The sequence below is a fragment of the Paraburkholderia susongensis genome (assembly GCF_900177725.1).
GTDB classification, from domain to species: domain Bacteria; phylum Pseudomonadota; class Gammaproteobacteria; order Burkholderiales; family Burkholderiaceae; genus Paraburkholderia; species Paraburkholderia susongensis.
The window spans coordinates 163,166-181,072 of the sequence record NZ_FXAT01000003.1 but is presented as its reverse complement, the minus strand read 5'-3'; the positions used below and the strand labels follow the sequence as shown (position 1 = coordinate 181,072).

At 64.1% G+C, this 17,907-nt stretch carries 15 protein-coding genes; 1 reads left to right on the top strand and 14 read right to left on the bottom strand.

What is annotated here, in order from left to right; all coding sequences use genetic code 11:
* Window positions 1-22: 22 nt before the first annotated feature.
* From bioB to B9Z01_RS09905, 11 genes are all read right to left on the bottom strand, one after another.
* Window positions 23-1,111: a biotin synthase BioB gene (gene bioB / locus B9Z01_RS09955; RefSeq protein ID WP_085482440.1), complete on the bottom strand. Its 1,089-nt coding sequence runs from the start codon at window positions 1,109-1,111 to the stop codon at window positions 23-25.
* A 53-nt stretch (window positions 1,112-1,164) separates the two neighbouring features.
* Window positions 1,165-1,905, bottom strand: coding sequence for a dethiobiotin synthase (gene bioD, locus B9Z01_RS09950; RefSeq protein WP_085483471.1), 741 nt, complete (start codon window positions 1,903-1,905; stop codon window positions 1,165-1,167).
* A gap of 8 nt (window positions 1,906-1,913) precedes the next feature.
* The gene (gene bioF / locus B9Z01_RS09945) at window positions 1,914-3,098 is read right to left on the bottom strand and encodes an 8-amino-7-oxononanoate synthase (RefSeq protein ID WP_085482438.1); all 1,185 of its coding nucleotides are present in this window, start codon (window positions 3,096-3,098) and stop codon (window positions 1,914-1,916) included.
* The gene (gene bioA, locus B9Z01_RS09940; RefSeq protein WP_085482436.1) at window positions 3,098-4,459 is read right to left on the bottom strand and encodes an adenosylmethionine--8-amino-7-oxononanoate transaminase; all 1,362 of its coding nucleotides are present in this window, start codon (window positions 4,457-4,459) and stop codon (window positions 3,098-3,100) included. Before bioA ends, bioF begins: the two co-directional genes overlap by 1 nt.
* Before the next feature lie 618 nt (window positions 4,460-5,077).
* Window positions 5,078-6,412 carry a dienelactone hydrolase family protein gene (locus tag B9Z01_RS09935; protein WP_085482434.1) on the bottom strand — a complete coding sequence of 445 codons (1,335 nt, stop codon included), beginning with the start codon at window positions 6,410-6,412 and terminating at the stop codon, window positions 5,078-5,080.
* Between the two features lie 614 nt (window positions 6,413-7,026).
* Window positions 7,027-7,482 (bottom strand): YchJ family protein, encoded by a 456-nt coding sequence (locus B9Z01_RS09930; RefSeq protein ID WP_085482432.1) that lies wholly within the window; start codon window positions 7,480-7,482, stop codon window positions 7,027-7,029.
* 7 nt (window positions 7,483-7,489) lie between these two features.
* The gene (locus B9Z01_RS09925) at window positions 7,490-8,620 is read right to left on the bottom strand and encodes an acyl-CoA dehydrogenase family protein (RefSeq protein WP_085482430.1); all 1,131 of its coding nucleotides are present in this window, start codon (window positions 8,618-8,620) and stop codon (window positions 7,490-7,492) included.
* Window positions 8,621-8,632: 12 nt separating this feature from the next.
* Complete coding sequence (locus B9Z01_RS09920; protein ID WP_085482428.1) at window positions 8,633-9,310, bottom strand: SDR family oxidoreductase; 678 nt, start codon at window positions 9,308-9,310, stop codon at window positions 8,633-8,635.
* An 84-nt stretch (window positions 9,311-9,394) separates the two neighbouring features.
* On the bottom strand, window positions 9,395-10,603 hold the full coding sequence (locus tag B9Z01_RS09915; RefSeq protein ID WP_085482426.1) for an acetyl-CoA C-acetyltransferase: 1,209 nt from the start codon (window positions 10,601-10,603) through the stop codon (window positions 9,395-9,397).
* 110 nt (window positions 10,604-10,713) lie between these two features.
* A complete protein-coding gene (gene aceK / locus B9Z01_RS09910; protein ID WP_085482424.1) occupies window positions 10,714-12,531 on the bottom strand; it encodes a bifunctional isocitrate dehydrogenase kinase/phosphatase in 1,818 nt (605 codons plus the stop codon).
* 41 nt (window positions 12,532-12,572) lie between these two features.
* Window positions 12,573-12,977 (bottom strand): MerR family transcriptional regulator, encoded by a 405-nt coding sequence (locus B9Z01_RS09905; protein WP_085482422.1) that lies wholly within the window; start codon window positions 12,975-12,977, stop codon window positions 12,573-12,575.
* Between the two features lie 151 nt (window positions 12,978-13,128).
* Between B9Z01_RS09905 and B9Z01_RS09900 the strand changes: the two genes are divergently transcribed.
* Complete coding sequence (locus B9Z01_RS09900) at window positions 13,129-14,202, top strand: MBL fold metallo-hydrolase (RefSeq protein WP_085482421.1); 1,074 nt, start codon at window positions 13,129-13,131, stop codon at window positions 14,200-14,202.
* Between the two features lie 176 nt (window positions 14,203-14,378).
* Here B9Z01_RS09900 and B9Z01_RS09895 read toward each other — a convergent pair whose 3' ends face one another.
* The 3 genes from B9Z01_RS09895 to B9Z01_RS09885 form a co-directional block, all read right to left on the bottom strand.
* Complete coding sequence (locus B9Z01_RS09895) at window positions 14,379-14,822, bottom strand: lysozyme inhibitor LprI family protein (protein ID WP_085482419.1); 444 nt, start codon at window positions 14,820-14,822, stop codon at window positions 14,379-14,381.
* Between the two features lie 428 nt (window positions 14,823-15,250).
* Window positions 15,251-16,837, bottom strand: a complete 1,587-nt coding sequence (locus B9Z01_RS09890) for an ABC transporter substrate-binding protein (RefSeq protein ID WP_085482417.1) — start codon at window positions 16,835-16,837, stop codon at window positions 15,251-15,253.
* A 249-nt stretch (window positions 16,838-17,086) separates the two neighbouring features.
* The gene (locus B9Z01_RS09885; protein ID WP_085482415.1) at window positions 17,087-17,905 is read right to left on the bottom strand and encodes a helical backbone metal receptor; all 819 of its coding nucleotides are present in this window, start codon (window positions 17,903-17,905) and stop codon (window positions 17,087-17,089) included.
* Window positions 17,906-17,907: the final 2 nt, after the last annotated feature.

The window sequence follows — 17,907 nt, the reverse complement described above, 5'->3', positions numbered from 1 at the left end:
CTATCGCATGCGGCGCACGCGCTCAGTTCGGCGCAGCGTGCTCATCGTGACCATGAGCGCAGCCATGCTCGCAACCGCTCTGCTCGAGCGGCATCTGTTGCGCGGCCTCGGCGCGAATGCCAAGACGCGCGAGCAGCTTGCGGTCCGCTTCGGCCTGCGGGTTGCTCGTCGTCAGCAACTGGTCGCCGTAGAAAATCGAATTCGCGCCGGCGAGGAAGCACATTGCCTGCAATGCTTCGTCCATCTGCTCGCGGCCCGCCGACAGACGCACCATCGCGCGCGGCATCGTGATGCGCGCGATCGCGATCGTGCGCACGAACTCGAACGGATCGATCGCTTCGGTGCCCGTGAGCGGCGTGCCTTGCACCTGCACGAGATTGTTGATCGGCACCGACTCCGGATACGGCTCCATGTTCGCGAGCTGCGCGATGAGGCCCGCGCGTTCGCGGCGCGACTCGCCCATGCCGACGATGCCGCCGCAGCACACGTTGATGCCCGCGTCGCGCACGCGTTCGAGCGTGTCGAGGCGGTCCTGGTACGTGCGCGTCGAAATGATCTGGCCGTAGAACTCGGGCGACGTATCGAGGTTGTGGTTGTAGTAGTCGAGGCCCGCGTCACGCAGAGCGTGCGCCTGGTGCGTTTCGAGCATGCCGAGCGTGACGCAGGTTTCAAGGCCCATTGCCTTCACGCCGCGAATCATGTCCTTGATCGGTTCGAGGTGACGGTCCTTCGGATTGCGCCACGCGGCGCCCATGCAGAAGCGCGTCGCGCCGTTGTCTTTCGCGACCTGTGCGGCGGCGAGCACGTCGTCGACGGCCATCAGCTTGTCGGCGGCGAGGCCCGTGTCGTGATGCACCGACTGCGGACAGTACGCGCAATCTTCCTCGCAGCCGCCGGTCTTGATCGACAGCAGCGTCGACAGTTGCACGGCGTTCGCGTCGAAATGCTCGCGGTGCGTTTGCTGTGCGCGAAACAGCAGGTCGTTGAACGGCAGTTCGTACAACGCAACGATATCGGCGACGCGCCAGCGCGCGAGCGGCTTCGCTTCAGTTGCGGCGGCGGGGTTTGGATTGCAGTCGGCGGTGCCCGCTGCGATGTTCAGTTGTGTCATGTGATCGATCCTCGTGTAGGGATGAAATGGGGTTCAGCGCCGCGGGGCTGCGGCTATGCCGCGCGCAATCGGCGCAGCGTTTGCAGAAGCCGTTGAATGTCGAGTTGCTGCGCCGCAAGCTCCGGCGAGATCGGGCTGAGATGCGGCACGATGCCGAGCAGCGGCGCGTCGTACGCCTGCGCAAGATGCGCGCGAATCGACGCGATGTTTTCGTCGGGGAACGTCATGTCCGGGTCGATGCGATTCGCGACCCAGCCTGCGAGCGTCAGACCGCGCGCGGCGATTGCTTCGGCGGTGAGCAGCGCATGGCTGATGCAGCCGAGCCGCATGCCGACCACGAGCACGACCGGCAGCTTCAACGCGACCGCGAGATCGGCGGTGTCCTGCGTCGCGGTCAACGGCACGCGAAAGCCGCCGACACCTTCGACGACCACGATCTCCGCGAGCTTCACCGCCTGCTGATGGCAACTGACGATGTGCCCGATATCGAACGTGACGTTTTCCAGCGCGGCCGCGATGTGCGGCGCGGCCGGCTCTTTCAGCAGATACGGTGTGCGCAGCGCCGGCGGCAGCAGCACGCTCGACGCGGCGTCGAGTTGATCCGCGTCTTCGTTGTGCAGCACGCCATTCACTTCGGCGGCGCCTGCGGCGATCGGCTTCATCGCAGCCGCTTGCAGACCCTCGCGCGCGAAGCCGCGCAATAGCGCCGACGACACGAACGTCTTGCCGATTTCCGTATCGGTGCCGGTGACGAACAGCGAGAGCGCGTCGTCTGCGTACGTGATGGGACTCATGCGGCTGCTCATGCGGCGCGCACGCCGAGTTGTTGCAGGCCCGCTTCGAGCCGGTCGAGATCCCCGTGCGAGTGCGCGGCGGAGAGCGAGATGCGCAGGCGCGACGTGCCGGCCGGCACCGTCGGCGGACGAATGGCGGGCACCCACAAACCCGCGCGGTCGAGCGACGCGGCGATGTCGAGCGTCGCCTCGTTCGCGCCGATGATGAGCGGCTGCACCGCGGTGTGCGAATCGACCGGCAGCCACGGCGTGCGCTTGAGCATCGCGCGCGTGCGCTCGATCAGCTGCTGAAGATGCGCACGGCGCGCGTCGCCTTCCGCGCCACCGATGATGCGCAGACTCGCCGACACCGCATGCGCGGCCGCCGGCACCGACGCGGTCGTGAAGATGTACGGACGTGCGCGCTGCACGAGCCATTCGATCACGGTCGCATGCGCGGCGACGAACGCGCCCGACACGCCCGCCGCCTTGCCGAGCGTACCGATCGAAATCAGATGCGGCGAGCGCAGCGCGGCTTGTGCGATGGCGCCGCGCCCTTGCGGGCCGAGCACGCCGAAGCCGTGCGCATCGTCGACGATGAGCCATGCGCCATGCCGCTCGGCGAGTTCGAGCAGACGCGGTAGCGGCGCGACATCGCCGTCCATGCTGAACACCGTATCGGAGACGATCACCTTGACGTTCGCGTCCGACGCTTCGAGCATCGCGCTCAACGCGTCCATGTCGCAGTGCGGATAGATCTGCACATCAGCGCGTGAGAGGCGCGCGCCGTCGATCAGCGACGCGTGATTGAGCGCATCGGAGAAGAGCGTCGTGCCGCGGCCCGCGAGCGCGGTCAGCGTCGCGAGATTCGCCATATAGCCGGTGCTGAAATAGAGCGCGCGCGGATCGTCGACGAAACCGCCCGCGAACTGCGCGAGATCGTCTTCGAGTTGCGCATGCGCGCGCGAATGGCCGCCGAGCAGATGCGAGCCGCCGCTGCCCGCGCCATAACGGCGCGCGCCTTCGGCGATCGCCTCGATCAGTTGCGGATGCGCGGCGAGACCGAGATAGTCGTTGCTCGCGAAGCCGATGATGTCGCGGCCGTCGACGCTCATGTGCGCGGCGCAGGGCGTGTCGGCGGTGCGGCGGCGGCGGCGCAGCCCGCGCGCATCGATGTCCTTGAGCCCTTCGGCGAGTGTGTCGAGCAGATGCATCAGCGGGCCTCCGCGAGTGTGGCGTCGAAGGTCTCGCGCGTGCGTGCGGCGAGCAGCGCGAGTTCTTCGTCGTCGAGGATATAAGGCGGCATCAGGTACACCGTGGTGCCGATCGGGCGCAGCAGCAACTCACGCTGCAACGCGTTTTCGAAGAAGCGGCGCGAAAACGTTCTGGCCTGCTGAGGATCGTCGATGAGCGCATCGAACGCGAAGATCGTGCCGCACTGACGCAGATTGCGCACCTGCGCATGATCGGCGAGCGGCGCGAGCGCGGCTTTCAGCGTTGCGGATTTGCGCGCGTTCGCGGTGAGCACGTCGTCGCTGGCGAACAGGTCGAGCGTCGCGAGCGCGGCGCGGCACGCGAGCGGATTGCCGGTGTACGAGTGCGAATGCAGGAAGCCGCGCGCGGTGTCGTCGTGATAGAAGGCCGCGAAGATGTCGTCGCGCGACAGCACGATCGACAGCGGCAGATAACCGCCGCTGATGCCTTTCGACAGGCACAGGAAGTCCGGCCACACGCTCGCCTGTTCGCATGCGAAGAAGGTGCCGGTGCGTGCGCAGCCGACCGCGATTTCATCGGCGATCAGATGCACGCCGTATTCGTCGCACAGCGCGCGCAGGCCCGCGATATACGACGCGTCGTGCATCGCCATGCCGGCCGCGCATTGCACGAGCGGCTCGACGATTAGCGCGGCTATGCGGCTCGCGCGCGCGTCGAACAGCGAGCGCACGTGTTCGAGCGCGCGGCGCGCGACGTCGGCGGCGGTTTCGCCGGCTTGCGTGAGCCGTGCGTCGGGCGATGCGACGACGTGCGCGTGGCGGATCAACGGATCGTACGCGTCCTTGAACAGCGCGACGTCGGTCACGCCGAGCGCGCCGATCGTCTCGCCGTGGTAACTGTTAGCGATGCAGACGAATTCCTGCTTGTCGGCGAAACCACGGTTGTGCCAGGTGTGGAAGCTCATCTTCAGCGCGATCTCGATCGCGGACGCGCCATCCGAGGCGAAGAACGCGTGGCCGAGCGTGTTGCCGGTCAGCGCGGCGAGGCGTTCGGCGAGTTCGACCGCAGGCTCGTGCGTGCAGCCGGCGAGCATCGCGTGTTCGAGCGTATCGAGTTGGTCTTTCAGCGCCGCATTGATGCGCGGGTTCGCATGACCGAACAGATTGACCCACCACGAGCTGATCGCGTCCAGATACCGATGGCCCGCGCGATCGTAGAGCCACGCGCCCTGACCACGCGCGACAGGCACGAGCGGCAGGCGCTCGTGGTGCTTCATCTGCGTGCATGGGTGCCACACCGCGCGCAGGCTGCGGGCGACCCAGTCTTCAGGGGCGACCGCTGGTGCGATCGAGGCCGCCATTGAGGGTGCGACGGAATGTGCTGCTGATTTTTCCAAAGAGGTACTCCAGGGTGCTTTTTTGCCACTCACGCGCGAGGCTTCTTTTTGAGCCCTTTTTAAAGGTCGTTTTCGAAGGTCTTTTGCGATGTGCCGCAAGCTTTTTCAGGTGGCGGCGCAAGAGCCCAGGCGAATGCGCGGAGTCGAGATTAGCGGTTTATTGAGCGGCGCGCAGCAGGGGCGAAATGTGCATTTTTCCTTGCGGCGCCGGGGTTTGGCGCTGTTCGACGCAGCTAGGACGACTTCGGAATCGAAGCTCGCCGATCGACGGAGATGGCGACGTCAAAATAGTTGGCGGTTACTGGCGCAAATGTGAGGCAAGCGGGCTTTTTGGGGCACGCGCGGCGCGAACGTTCGTTCACTCGATCGCTCACGTGCTGATTCAGGCGCTGATTCACGGTTAACAAAAAACCCGCTGGCTTCCGGGCTCAGCGGGTACACGAAATGTCTGGCGAGCAATGCAAGGGACTCGCACCCGAGTCATGTTGGGACATGCTCAGCGCACAATAAAAAGCCTGCCGATACGGCAGGCTTGCAGCCCGTTAGAACCGGGCTTGATTCACGATTCCTGCGCGCTTCGCTTTACTCGCGGCTCGCGATAGCACGCTGTCCATCGGCATCGCCAGAGTGAGACGTGCCGTTCGCATCGGCCGTCTGCGAAGACTGGCTGCCCCAGACCACTGAGTTGTCCACCGCATACAGACGGCAAGGATCGGAACTCTGTTTCTGACAATTGGTGACCGCCACCGACATCGGATCGTCGCCGCCTTCGGCCCACGACCACGCGCCCGAATCCGACACGGCAAACGCGCGGCTCGGATATTGATGCAGGAAGTTGCGATAACCGTTGCGGCCCGCTTCGTCGAGATACGGCACGGCATCTACTGCATTGAGCGCGGCAAAGCCGGTGGCCTTCGGCGCGGTAGGGTCGGCCACTCGATACTGCACGGCCGTCGGCATGCCGGCGCGCGCGAGGAACGACTCGACGGCCGGCCACCACACGTGCACGCCGTCGCGGTCGCCGACCAGCCGATGCGCGTCGTTCTTGTAGTTGCCGAAATCGACCATCTTCGCGCTCGCGCCGTGCGCGTCGTAGGCGGCGTACATGTCTGCCACGAGCGGCGCGCTCCAGACCGAATCGTTGTCGCCGTACAGCCACAGCGACGGCACTTTGGTCTTCTCGCCATATGCGCCGAATGCGCGCGTCAGGTTGCCCTGCCAGTCGGTGCAGGCGTCCTGGCGCAGGCCGCCCGAGAAGTTGATGAGCGCCCGCACGCCCGACGCCGCTTCGGTACCGTAGGCGATCGTCGCGAGACCGCCGTGCGAGGTGCCGGCCACCGCGATATGCGTTGCGTCGACGTAAGGTTGCTTCGACATGTAATTGATCGTGGCCGCGACGTCGCTCGCCTGGCCAAGGCCGTTGAGTTCGACGTCGCAACCGTCCTGTTGGTACACGCCATCCGAATGGCCGAAGCCTTGGCGGTTCGGCGCGACCACCACGTAGCCGCGGCGCACGAACTCGCGCGCGAACGGCAGCGGGTCGCTGCGTTCCTGGGTGCGCGGGTCGCCGGGAATCTTGCCGTGGTTGAACACGATCATCGGGAACGGACCGGGGCCGTCCGGTTTGTAGATCGTCGTTTCGAGCGTGACCGTACCGGCGGCGTCGACCGGCACGCGGATGATCTGTTCGTTCAGGTGCGCGGTGGGCAGGTAGACGTCGTCGTCGAGCGTGATGCGCGGCACGCGTGCGCGCGTGAGCGGCCCGGCCTGAGTATCGGTGACCGGCGCGGTGAGCGGTGTAGCGCTCGGGTTTGCGGTAGACGCGTAGGAGAGCGGATCGGCGTGTGCGATCGCGACAGCGCAAGTCGACGCGGCGCAGATCGCCGCACACTTCTTCAGAACCTTGCTCAACACCATTGACGCACCTGCCTGAAAGACTTGCCCTGAACTCCGTGCTGCCTGTCTGTCGAAAGTGGTTGCTGACGGCTTCCTTTCGTCCGCATTTTCGACAAACAGATTCACTCGCGTACGTTGTGCGCTTTGCGCGCAACGTACGCTGATCGAGATCGCACGGGATGAACCCAACGGCCGACGCGACCCCACGCGCCGATGATGAGCGTCACTTCCTGCACTTCGGAACCGCCGCGGCTCGCATCGATGTAGCGGCCGGCACGGTTTCCTGCGCATTTCGCGGAGCCGGTATGACCTGCTCTCGCAAAGTGACGTCATGAAACTACGGACTCATCCTGGCACGACAATTTTGTTTTGTGCAATCAAGGAGAACCCGGGCCGAAAAAATTGCTGTACCCGTGACAAGGCTCGCAAGGCCAAAGCTAACGGGCCTCTGCGATGCGTGGCGGCAAGCGGCGAACAATGGTCGCGTGCGTGCTGTGGTGCGAGGCCAACACGAAGAAAAGGCCCTGTAATGAGGGCCTTATGTGAGGTGGCACTAATCGCGCCGTCAGCTTGTGAAAGAGAGGGGAAAGGTTCGGTGTGCGACAGGCTTGCGGTGGTTGCGACGATTGCGGCGCTTATTCGCTGACGTCGCCGTCGACATAGCGCCAGCGGCCATCCTCACCGCGCACGAAGCGGCTCAATTCGTGCAGCCGATGCGCCCGGCCGCCCACTTTGTAGCGGGCGATGAATTCGACCGTCGCGTGATCGGCGTCGCTTTCGGCAAACGACTTGATCTGTAGTCCAAGCCAACGCGGCGCGCCGGGCGCGGCGGGGTCCGCGTCGAGATCGGCGGGGCAGGTGCGCGCATCCCACGTGGCGCGCAGATAGTCGCTCAAGCCGAGCACGTAGGCGCTATAGCGCGAACGCATCAGTTCGAGCGCGCGCGGCGCCGCTTCGCCGCCGTCTATGTAGCGTCCGCAACATTGCGCGAAGCGCGGCGCTTTGGCGGCGGCGCCGCTGCGCGGTTCGGAGGTGGCGCCGCCGCACGGACAGTCGGCGGGTCGTTGCTGCGACAACAATGGCTTATTCATCGAAATTTCAGTTGAGCGCGCGAGCGATCAGGATCTTCTGGATGTCGCTCGTGCCTTCGTATATCTGGCAGACGCGCACGTCGCGATAAATCCGCTCGACTGGAAAGTCGCTCAGATACCCGTAGCCGCCGTGAATCTGCAAGGCCGCGGAACAGATGCGCTCGGCGGCTTCGGATGCGAAGAGCTTCGCCATCGCGGCTTCGGTCAGGCACGGCAAGCCGGCATCCTTCAACGACGCCGCATGCCAGATCAGTTGACGCGCGGCTTCGAGTTGCGTCGCCATCTCGGCGAGACGGAATTGCACCGCCTGGTGCGAAAAAAGCGGCGAGCCGAAGCTCTCGCGTTCCTTTGCGTAGCCCAAGGCCGCCTCGAACGCGGCGCGCGCCATGCCGACGCTTTGCGCCGCGATGCCGATGCGTCCGCCTTCGAGTCCCGAGAGTGCAATCCGGTAGCCTTCGCCTTCGGCGCCGATCAGGTTCGCGGCCGGTACGCGGCAGTCTTCGAACACGATCTGCGCGGTATCCGACGAATGCTGGCCGAGCTTCTCCTCGACGCGCGCGACCACGTAGCCCGGTGTGCCGGTCGGCACGATGAACGCGCTGATGCCGCGTTTGCCCGCGGCTTTGTCGGTGACGGCCATCACGATCGCGACCTGGCCGTTCTTGCCGCTCGTGATGAACTGCTTCACGCCGTTCAGCACATACGTGTCGCCGTCGCGCGTCGCGGTGGTGCGCAGCGCCGACGCATCGGAGCCCGCCTGCGGTTCGGTCAGGCAGAACGCGCCGAGCATCTCGCCGCGCGCGAGTGGCGTGAGCCAGTCGCGTTTCTGCGCGTCGTTGCCGTAAGCCAGGAGGATGCTGCACACAGGGCAGTTGTTCACCGAGATCGCGGTCGACGTGCCGCCGTCGCCAGCTGCGATTTCCTCGAGGATCAACGCGAGCGCGAGCGCGTCCATGCCCGCGCCGCCATACGTTTCCGGCACGAGCACGCCATAAGCGCCGAGTTCGGCGAGCTGCTGGTGCACGTCGCGTGGAAAAGTGCGCTCGCGGTCCCATGCGGCCGCGTACGGCGTGATCGCTTCGCGCACGAAGGTGCGCAGCGCGTCGCGCACCATCAGGTGATCCTGATCGAGCACCATGAGTACGTCTCCTTACCAGTCGAGCTGCGTGCCGTCGTATTGATAGAAGCGGCCATGGAACGCGTCGCGCGCGGCCGCTGCCTGCGCGAGCACGTCACGCATGCCCGCGACGCTGCGCGCGGGATCGATGGCCGCCTGCGCGCCGCCCATGTCGGTGCGCACCCAGCCCGGATGCAGCGACACGCAGGTCGCCCGCCGCGCTTCGATCGACGTGAGCTTGAGCACGTCGTTCAACGCCGCCTTGCTCGCGCGATAGAGCCAGCCGGTCGTGCCGGTCGCATCGGCGATGCTGCCCATGTGGCTCGAGATCACTGCGAGCACGCCGTTCGCGTCCTCGACGAGCGGCAGCACGATCGGCATCAGTTGCATCGGACCGAGCACGTTGGTGTGCATCACGTGATCGAAGTCCTCGGCGGTGACCGTTTCGACGCCTTCGGTGCGCGGGCCGTACACGCCCGAGACGAAGATCGCCGCATCGAGCCGTTCGCCGTCGAGCTTCCAGCCGAGCGCGGCGATTTCTTCGGGCACGGTTACGTCGAGCGCGAAGGTTTCGGCGCCGAGTGCGTTGAGCGCGTCGAGCGCGGCGCCGTCGCGCGCGGTGGCGAGCACGCGCCAGCCGCTCTTCCTGTACTGCCGTACGAATTCCTGGCCGATGCCGCGCGACGCACCGACGATCAACACTGTTTTCATCGCATTCCTCAAAGGTTGCCGGCGCTGCGGGCTCGCACGTATGACATGGCGAACGTCGCGCGCCGGGCGTGCGTCAATCGGGCATCAAACGAGTTCGATGCCCATCGCGGTCGCTTCGCCGCCGCCGATGCACAGCGTCGCGACACCACGCTTGCCGCCGCGCTTTCTGAGCGCGCCGATCAGCGTGACGAGAATCCGCGCGCCGGAGGCGCCGATCGGATGGCCGAGCGCGCACGCGCCGCCGTTCACGTTGACCTTGTCGTGCGGCAGGCCGTGCTCCTTCATCGCCGCCATCGTGACGACCGCGAACGCTTCGTTGATCTCGTAGAGATCGACGTCACCGGCGCGCCAGCCGTTCTTCGCGAACAGCTTGCGGATCGCGCCGACCGGCGCGGTGGTGAACTTCGCCGGTTCCTGCGCGAACGTCGAATGACCCACCACGCGCGCGAGCGGCGTGACGCCGAGCCGCTTCGCGGTCGATTCGCGCATCATCACGAGCGCGGCGGCGCCGTCCGATATCGACGACGAGTTCGCCGCCGTCACGGTGCCGGTCTTGCTGAACGCGGGCTTGAGTGTCGGAATCTTCTCGAGGTTGGCCTTGAACGGCTGCTCGTCGCGCGTGATCGTGACGTCGCCCTTGCGGCCCGCCACCTTGACCGGCGCGATTTCCCATTCGAACGAACCGTCCTCGTTCGCGCGTTTCGCGCGGTTCAGCGATTCGACCGCGAACGCGTCTTGTGCCGCGCGCGTGAAATCGAACGACGCCGCGCATTCCTCGGCGAACGAGCCCATCAGACGGCCTTTTTCGTAGGCGTCTTCGAGGCCGTCGTAGAACATGTGGTCGAGCACCTGGCCGTGGCCCATGCGCATGCCGCCGCGCGCTTTCGGCAGCAGATACGGTGCGTTCGTCATGCTTTCCATGCCGCCCGCGACGATTACGTCGACCGAGCCCGCGGCCAGCATGTCGTGCGCGAACATCGCCGCGCGCATGCCGGAGCCGCACATCTTGTTGACGGTCGTGCTGCCGGTGGCAAGCGGCAGACCCGCACCGAGCGCGGCCTGGCGCGCGGGCGCCTGGCCGAGGCCGGCGGGCAGCACGCAGCCCATCACCACTTCGTCGATCTGTTCGGGCTCGAGGCCCGCGCGTCGCACCGCGGCTTCGATCGCGGCCGCGCCCAATTGCGGCGCGCTCAGCGCCGCGAAGTCGCCCTGAAATCCCGCCATCGGCGTGCGCGCAGCGCTGACGATGACAACCGGATCCGCGTGATTCCCACTGCTGTTTGCGTCACTCATGTTTCAGCTCCTTGGTCATACCCTCGACGTCATTCCTTTGATGGCTGCCGCCGCGCGTTTTCTCATGCGAGTCCTGATGCGATCCCTGACGCGATCCCTGCTGCGATCCATCAGGCGACGCGCACGTCGGGTTCATCCGCTTGCGCATCGGGCGCCTCGATAAAACGCTCCGGATAGCGCACGCAAAAGCGCACGCTCTGGTCGTACGGGAAAAAATCGGGCAACTCGCCCTTTAACAGATGATCCTTGTGCTCCTGCCACAACGCCGGGTCGAAGAAGTCCGCGTGGTGCTGCATGAACGAGCGGCGCACGCGCGGATCGCCGAGCAGGAACGTGCCGTACGTCTCCGGGAAAATGTCGTGCGGACCGACCGCATACCACGGCTCGTCCGACATTTCGTCTTCCTCGTTGCGCGGCGGCGGCACCGCACGCACGTTGCAATCGGTCAGGTATTCGATCTCGTCGTAGTCGTAGAACACCACGCGGCCATGACGTGTGACGCCGAAGTTCTTGTACAGCATGTCGCCGGGGAAGATGTTCGCCTGGATCAGTTCCTTCACCGCATTGCCGTATTCCTTGATGCCGTGCTCGACGTCGTCGTCGTTGCCGTTCTGCAGGAACAGATTCAACGGCACCATGCGCCGCTCGATGTACATATGGCGAATCACGAGGTTCCCGCCGTCGTATTCAATGAGCGACGGCACTTCCTTTTCGAGTTCGCGCAACAGCGTTTCGTCGAGCCGCGAGAGCGGCAGCGCGACGCTCGAATATTCGAGCGTGTCGGCCATGCGTCCGAGGCGGTCGTGGCGCTTCACGAGCTGATACTTCTCCTGGATCTGAGCGCGCGTGGTTTCTTTCGGCGGCGGGAAGTTGTCCTTGATGAGCTTGAAGACGTACGGGAACGACGGCAGCGTGAACACGAGCATCACGAGCCCCTTGATGCCGGGCGCGATGGTGAAGCGATCGCTCGAATGCGACAGGTGATGCAGCAGGTCGCGATAGAACAGATTCTTGCCCTGCTTCTGCAAGCCGAGCGACGTGTAGATTTCCGCCTTCGGCTTGCCAGGCATGATCGTGCAAAGAAATTCGACGTACGCCGAGGGCACTTCCATGTCGACGAGAAAATACGAATGCGAGAAGCTGAAGATGATGAGCAACTGCTCGCGCCGCAGCAGCACCGTGTCGAGCGCGAGCACGCCCGGCCTCACGTGACGCAGCGGCACCGCGAACGGCAGCAGCGCGTCGCCGTTGATGATGCGCCCGACGATATACGCCGATTTGTTGCGATAGAACAGCGACGAGAGCACGTGAATCTGGAAGTTCGGCGCTTCGTCGAAGACACCGAACGCGTCGTGAATCGACTGCATCACGCAGCCGACGTCGCGCGTCAGGTCCTCGAACGGCGGCTCCATCTGGAAGTTCGTGACGATGCGCTCGAGCGTCGCGGCGAGTCCGTCCTTGCCGGGGTAGTACGCGCGGTAGGTCGGCTTCGCGGCCGGCTCGTCGTTCTCGATGTATTCGGTCGAGATGGCCGGGCGCACGAAAATGAAATCGTTGTTGAAATACGAGCGATGCAGAATCTTGCAGCACACCGAATTGAAAAACGTTTCCGCGCATTCGGGCTGCCGGTGCGTGGTGAGCAGGCCGATGTAGTGCAGCTTGATCTGCTGCCACACTTCACTGTCGATGTTCTCCGCGTCGTATTCGTCTTCGAGCCGCTCCACGCATTCCCGCACGCGATCGTCGTAGGACGTGATGCGATCGCGCGCAAGCCTTTGCAAACCGTGCCAGTCGGCGGCTTCGAAGAGCGTTTTCGCGTGAATCGCGGCGTCGCGAAAGATCCGGTAGTGGCGGTCGAACCCTTCGAGCATGGTCTGCGCGACGTCGAAACCGATTTGCGACGACAACAGTTTGGGGAAGTGATTCATGAGGCGCGTGCTCCGGAAACGCCGGTCAGGGTCGGGCAAACTCAGGCAGGCTTCGCGTCGCGCTGGCCGCTCTCGAGCAGCGCGCGCGCCTGCGCTTCGTATTGCGCGAGGTCTTCGAGCGTCGCGTCGAGATCTTCGCGTTGACGTTCGAGCACTTCGCGGTGACGCGTAACCGTTGCGATAAACGCGTGCAGTTGCGGCACGGTGTCGGTCGGCGATTCGTACACGTCGAGCAGATCGCGAATTTCCGACAGTGTGAAGCCAAGCCGCTTGCCGCGCAGCGTGAGTTTCAGACGCGTTCGGTCGCGACCCGAATAAACGCGCCGCAAGCCGCCCGATCCTTCGCGGCTCGGCGAGAGTAAACCCTGATCCTCGTAGAAGCGGATCGCACGTGGCGTGACGTCGAATTCCCGCGCGAGCTCGGTGATGGTGTATTGCGTGTTCATCGGGGTATCTCGTAGCCGGGCAGAAAACCGGATTGAACGATAGAATCGACGTTTACGTTATCGTCAACCTGAGCGGAAAGCAACCACAACCAGGCTGACCGGCATCGCATACCTCGCCATGCCGGATGGCCGACGGAGGAAGACAGTCCCCATGAATGCACTCGAACATCAACTCCAATACCCATTCAACGACACCATGCCCGAAGCGGGCCGCACGATGGAAGTCGCGCCCGGCGTGCTGTGGCTGCGCATGCCGCTGCCGTTCGCGCTCGACCATATCAACCTGTGGCTGCTGCGCGATGAAATCGACGGGGAGCAGGGCTGGACCGTGGTCGATTGCGGCATCACGTCGGACACGATCAAGCAGAACTGGGAGAGCGTGTTCGACTCGGTGCTCGACGGCTTGCCGGTGCTGCGCGTGATCGTCACGCATTGCCATCCGGATCACATCGGCCTCGCGCACTGGGTGTGCGGCGGTGGCGAGAAGAAGCGCTGGGACGCGCGGCTATGGATGACGCTCGGCGAATACATGCAGGCGCGCGTGATGGCGACCGGCGACGGTTCGAACGCGGGTGGCGAGGCCGCCGCGCGGCACTTCGCGCGGCATGGCCTGAACGACGACGAATCGCTCGAGAAGCTGCGCAATCGCAAGAGCTATTACAGCAGCCTCGTGCCGGCGATTCCAGGGCAGTACCGGCGTCTGAGTGAAGCCGAGGAGGTGACGATCGGCGGTCGGACCTGGCGTGTCGTGACGGGCTTCGGTCATTCGCCCGAGCACTGCGCGCTGTATTGCGCACAGACCGGCACGCTGATTTCCGGCGACATGGTGCTGCCGCGCATTTCGACCAACGTGTCGGTGTTCGATATCGAGCCGGAAGGCTCGCCGCTCGCGTTGTATCTGGAATCGCTCGGCCGCTATGAGACGATGCCCGAGGACACGCTCGTGCTGCCGTCGCACGGCAAGCCGTTTCGCGGCGTGCGCACGCGCATTCGGCAGTTGCGCGAGCATCACGACGCGCGTCTTGCCGAAGTGCTCGAAGCGTGCGCGGAGAAACCGCGCAGCGCCGCCGACATCGTGCCGCTGATGTTCAAGCGCCAGCTCGACATTCATCAGATGACGTTCGCGCTGGGTGAGGCGCTCGCGCATTTGCATCTGTTGTGGCGTGCGGGGGACTTGAAGCGCACGCAGGATGCGGATGGTGTGATCCGTTTTACGGTGGCCTGATTTCGGCCGTTTGACCAGGTTCTGGTTCGATGCGCCGATAGAACAGCCCGGTTGCGTATGGCGGGCTTTTTGAATAGCTCGGCATGGTTGGCTGTTGGCGCAAAGGCGTGGCCGAATCGATCTGCGCTATGCGAAGGCACTGAGCGGCGCAACGATGCTGGGTGGGCTCATACGAACTACTTCAACGGCAAGTCAGATGCAGCGTCGCGTAGCTGCTTGGCTCGCCTGTTGTTGAGTTCAGAAACGCAAGCCAAACGGCGCACTTCGTGCGCATTGCCGGCTCCGCCACCACTTAGCGAAGCCGAGAGTTCGCATTGAGTCTCGCGGTACTCGGCAAATTTCTTGTTCGATGCGACGAGTTTTTTCTTGGCCTCGCCGACGTACCTGTTGTCTTCATCCCATTTGGAGAGGGTGTCAGCCATCTTCTCTTCGGCTTGCCTGAGGGCCTTCTGACTGTTCTCGGCCTTTTCTGCCAGACAGTCCCGCATTCCCGCTTGCGAGAATGCGCTGCATTCCTCCCGCAGAGCACGCTCGCCCGCGGCGGGAGCGGTTGAGGCCGCAAGGGCCATTGCTGGCAAGCAGGCTGCCAAGCCAAAACAGATCCGCTTTATTGCGCGCATAGGGCTGCTTTTCCTTTGCGTACCAACGACAAAGCGTAATCAAGTTTCCTGGCGTAGTTGGGGTCGCCACCTCCGTTGTAGCGCTGTGCTATCAATGTGGGGGAGATGTTTCGCCAGCTTGTTGATGCCGTCCTGCTCACTGTTCGAAACCCGTTCTCGGTGGTGTCTGAATTTCCATAACAGGTTCTCTCTGTCAAATCGTGACCGCTACTTTGCATGCGATTATCAGCCTTCTATTTGAAGAACAATGACATGAGGAGAGGGTCTGACGGGCAAAGGCGCGAGATTTCGTCGGACAAAAGTTGCGCAGTGTTATAGCGGTGCCCCGAAGTAGAACGAGTGCTATCAACCTGAGACGCGGAACATAAAAAAGCCGACCCCTCAAGGCCGGCTTTCCTCGTCCTGCTTTCAGGCTCAGCGCAGCAGCATTACTGCACCGACACCGCTCCAAAATTCTGCCGTCCAAACGGACTCACGTGATACCCGCTCACGTTCGTACGTGTGATCGCAGCGGCGGTCGGATAACCGAGCGGAATCCACAGCGCCTCGTCGTGGATGATCTGCTGTGCCGCTTCATACGCTTTCGTGCGTTTGGCGATATCGGAGGTGGCCTTTCCGTCGGCGATCAGCTTGTCGAGATCCTGATCGCAGAAGCGTGCGAAGTTGATGCCCGACTTCACCGCGTTGCAACTGAAGAGCGGCGACAGATAGTTGTCCGGATCACCGTTATCACCTGCCCAGCCCATGAACAGCGAATCATGCTGGCCCTGCTTCGCCTGCTTGATGAGTTCGCCCCATTCGATCACCTTCACGTCCGCCTTCACGCCGATCTTCGCGAAGTCGGCCTGCAGCAACTCAGCGCCGGCCTTCGGATTCGGATTCAGCACGCTGCCATTCGGACGCACCCAGATCGTCGTTTCGAAACCGTTCGGATAGCCCGCTTCGGCGAGCAGCTTCTTCGCCTTCGCCGGATCGTACGGCCAGCCCTTGATCGAGTGGTTGTAGCTCCACGTGTTCGGCGGATACGGATTCACGGCCGGCGTCGCGGTGTTGTCGAACACGGTCTTCAGATACGTGGTGCGGTCGAACGCCATGTTCAGCGCGGCGCGCACCTTCTGGTTGTCGAGCGGCTTCCTCTGCGTGTTCAGCGCGACGAAGGCCGTCATGAACGCGGGCGTTTCGACGATCGCGAGGGACTTGTCCTTCTTCGCGTCGGCGAGATCCTGCGGTTTCGGCGACAGTGCGATCTGGCATTCGCCCGCCTTCACTTTCTGCGCGCGCACGGTCGCATCCGGCGTGATCGCGTAGATCAGGCGATCGATCTTCGGCTTCGGCCCCCAGTAGGTCGGGTTCACGTCATAGCGGATCACCGCGTCTTTCGTGTAGCTCTTCAGCACGAACGGGCCGGTGCCGATCGGCTTCGCGTTCAGGTCGACCTCGTGCCCCGCCTTGTGCAACTGGTCCGCGTATTCGGCCGAATAGATCGACGCGAAGCCCATCGTCAGGATCGACACGAAGGTCGCATCGGGCGCGTTGAGTTCGAACTTGACGGTGTTGTCGTCGACCTTGCTGACCGACTTGATGAGCTTCGGCAGGCCCATCGACTGCGCATGCGGGAAGCCGCTCGCGCCCGCCACTTTGTGCCACGGATTACTGTCGTCGAGCATGCGGTCGAACGTGAAGACGACGTCGTCGGCGTTCAGCGCGCGCGTGGGCTTGAAGTAGTCGGTGGTCTGGAACTGCACGTTCGGGCGCAGGTGGAACGTGTAGGTGAGGCCGTCGGGGCTCACTTCCCACTTGTCCGCAAGTGCCGGCACGACCTTCTTCGCGGTTTCGTCGAACGAGACCAGCGAATTGAAGATCACGTCCGCCGAGGCATTGGTCGTGACGAGCGAATTGAATTGCACCACGTCGAAGCCGTCGGGGCTCGACTCGGTGCAGACGGTCAGCGGTTTGGCGAGCACGAGCGCGGGCGCTGTGAACAGTACGGCGGCTGCGAGCAGTTTGAAGCGCATAGGATCTCCGGTGACGAGCGCAGTCAGGCAGTGCGTCTGGTTGTGTCGAGTTGTACTTATGGCGGCGACGCGGGATGGGCGCGGGCGTCGCCACGATTGTGATACGTTCCCGGCGCCAGCGTACAGACCGGGGCGATCCCAGGTATGGGCCCTAAGCTTTGCTGGCGGCGCGCCTTCGCGAAAGCTTATCGAAGGGACCGGGTAGCGACAACAATTTAATCCACATATTCATATGTGGCGCGCTATCGCTCAGGCCGCTGCGGCTTGCCGCAACAGATAGCCGATGCCGTCGATCGCGCGCACGCCGTACCACGAGGTCATCTCGCCATCGATCAGTTCGATGCGCTTGCCGGCCATGCGCGGATCGCGCGCGAGCGCATCGCGATGCGCGGGCGTGAAGCGATACGGTTCGCTCGCGAGCAAAACGCGATCGATCTCGCCGAGCCACGGCGCGTCGTCGAAGCCGATCGCGGGATAACGCGCCGCGCCCTTGATGCCGCCTTGCACGTCGGGCAGCGTGCGCCAGCTCACGAGCCGCAGCATCGCGGCGATGTAGGTGTCGCGCGCGACCGTCATCCACGGCTCGCGCCAGATCAGGTACAGCACGTTCTGCGCGGCGAAGCTGTGAGCAGCGGCTTCCTGCAGGCGCGCTTCGAGCGCGGCGGCGAGACGCCGCGCGTCCTCTTCGCGGCCGAAGATCGCGCCGAGCAGCGCGTAGAGCGCGAGGTTATCGCGCGGCGTTTGCGGATGCGTGACGACGATGTGCGGCACGAACGCGCGCAATTGCTCGACGGTGTCGCGCTCGTTTTCGTCGACGTTGACGATCAGGTGAGTGGGGTGCAGCGCGCGGATCGCATCGAGCTTCACGGCCTTGGTGCCGCCGACCTTGCTCACTGCGCGCACCTTGTCATGCGGATGCACGCAAAAGCCCGTGCGCCCGACGATCTGCCGCTCGAGGCCGAGCGCGAACAGCGTTTCGGTGATGCTCGGCACGAGCGAGACGATGCGCGCATCGGCGCCTGCGAGGTCGTGCGCGACGCCGGCTGCATCGACCGCGCGGGGCTGCATGG

Bases quoted from the DNA above. Each gene is read 5' to 3' on its own strand.
- bioB (WP_085482440.1), bottom strand. From the start codon at position 1,111: ATGACACAACTGAACATCGCAGCGGGCACCGCCGACTGCAATCCAAAC.
- bioD (WP_085483471.1), bottom strand. From the start codon at position 1,905: ATGAGTCCCATCACGTACGCAGACGACGCGCTCTCGCTGTTCGTCACC.
- bioF (WP_085482438.1), bottom strand. From the start codon at position 3,098: ATGCATCTGCTCGACACACTCGCCGAAGGGCTCAAGGACATCGATGCG.
- bioA (WP_085482436.1), bottom strand. From the start codon at position 4,459: ATGGCGGCCTCGATCGCACCAGCGGTCGCCCCTGAAGACTGGGTCGCC.
- B9Z01_RS09935 (WP_085482434.1), bottom strand. From the start codon at position 6,412: ATGGTGTTGAGCAAGGTTCTGAAGAAGTGTGCGGCGATCTGCGCCGCG.
- B9Z01_RS09930 (WP_085482432.1), bottom strand. From the start codon at position 7,482: ATGAATAAGCCATTGTTGTCGCAGCAACGACCCGCCGACTGTCCGTGC.
- B9Z01_RS09925 (WP_085482430.1), bottom strand. From the start codon at position 8,620: ATGGTGCTCGATCAGGATCACCTGATGGTGCGCGACGCGCTGCGCACC.
- B9Z01_RS09920 (WP_085482428.1), bottom strand. From the start codon at position 9,310: ATGAAAACAGTGTTGATCGTCGGTGCGTCGCGCGGCATCGGCCAGGAA.
- B9Z01_RS09915 (WP_085482426.1), bottom strand. From the start codon at position 10,603: ATGAGTGACGCAAACAGCAGTGGGAATCACGCGGATCCGGTTGTCATC.
- aceK (WP_085482424.1), bottom strand. From the start codon at position 12,531: ATGAATCACTTCCCCAAACTGTTGTCGTCGCAAATCGGTTTCGACGTC.
- B9Z01_RS09905 (WP_085482422.1), bottom strand. From the start codon at position 12,977: ATGAACACGCAATACACCATCACCGAGCTCGCGCGGGAATTCGACGTC.
- B9Z01_RS09900 (WP_085482421.1), top strand. From the start codon at position 13,129: ATGAATGCACTCGAACATCAACTCCAATACCCATTCAACGACACCATG.
- B9Z01_RS09895 (WP_085482419.1), bottom strand. From the start codon at position 14,822: ATGCGCGCAATAAAGCGGATCTGTTTTGGCTTGGCAGCCTGCTTGCCA.
- B9Z01_RS09890 (WP_085482417.1), bottom strand. From the start codon at position 16,837: ATGCGCTTCAAACTGCTCGCAGCCGCCGTACTGTTCACAGCGCCCGCG.
- B9Z01_RS09885 (WP_085482415.1), bottom strand. From the start codon at position 17,905: ATGCAGCCCCGCGCGGTCGATGCAGCCGGCGTCGCGCACGACCTCGCA.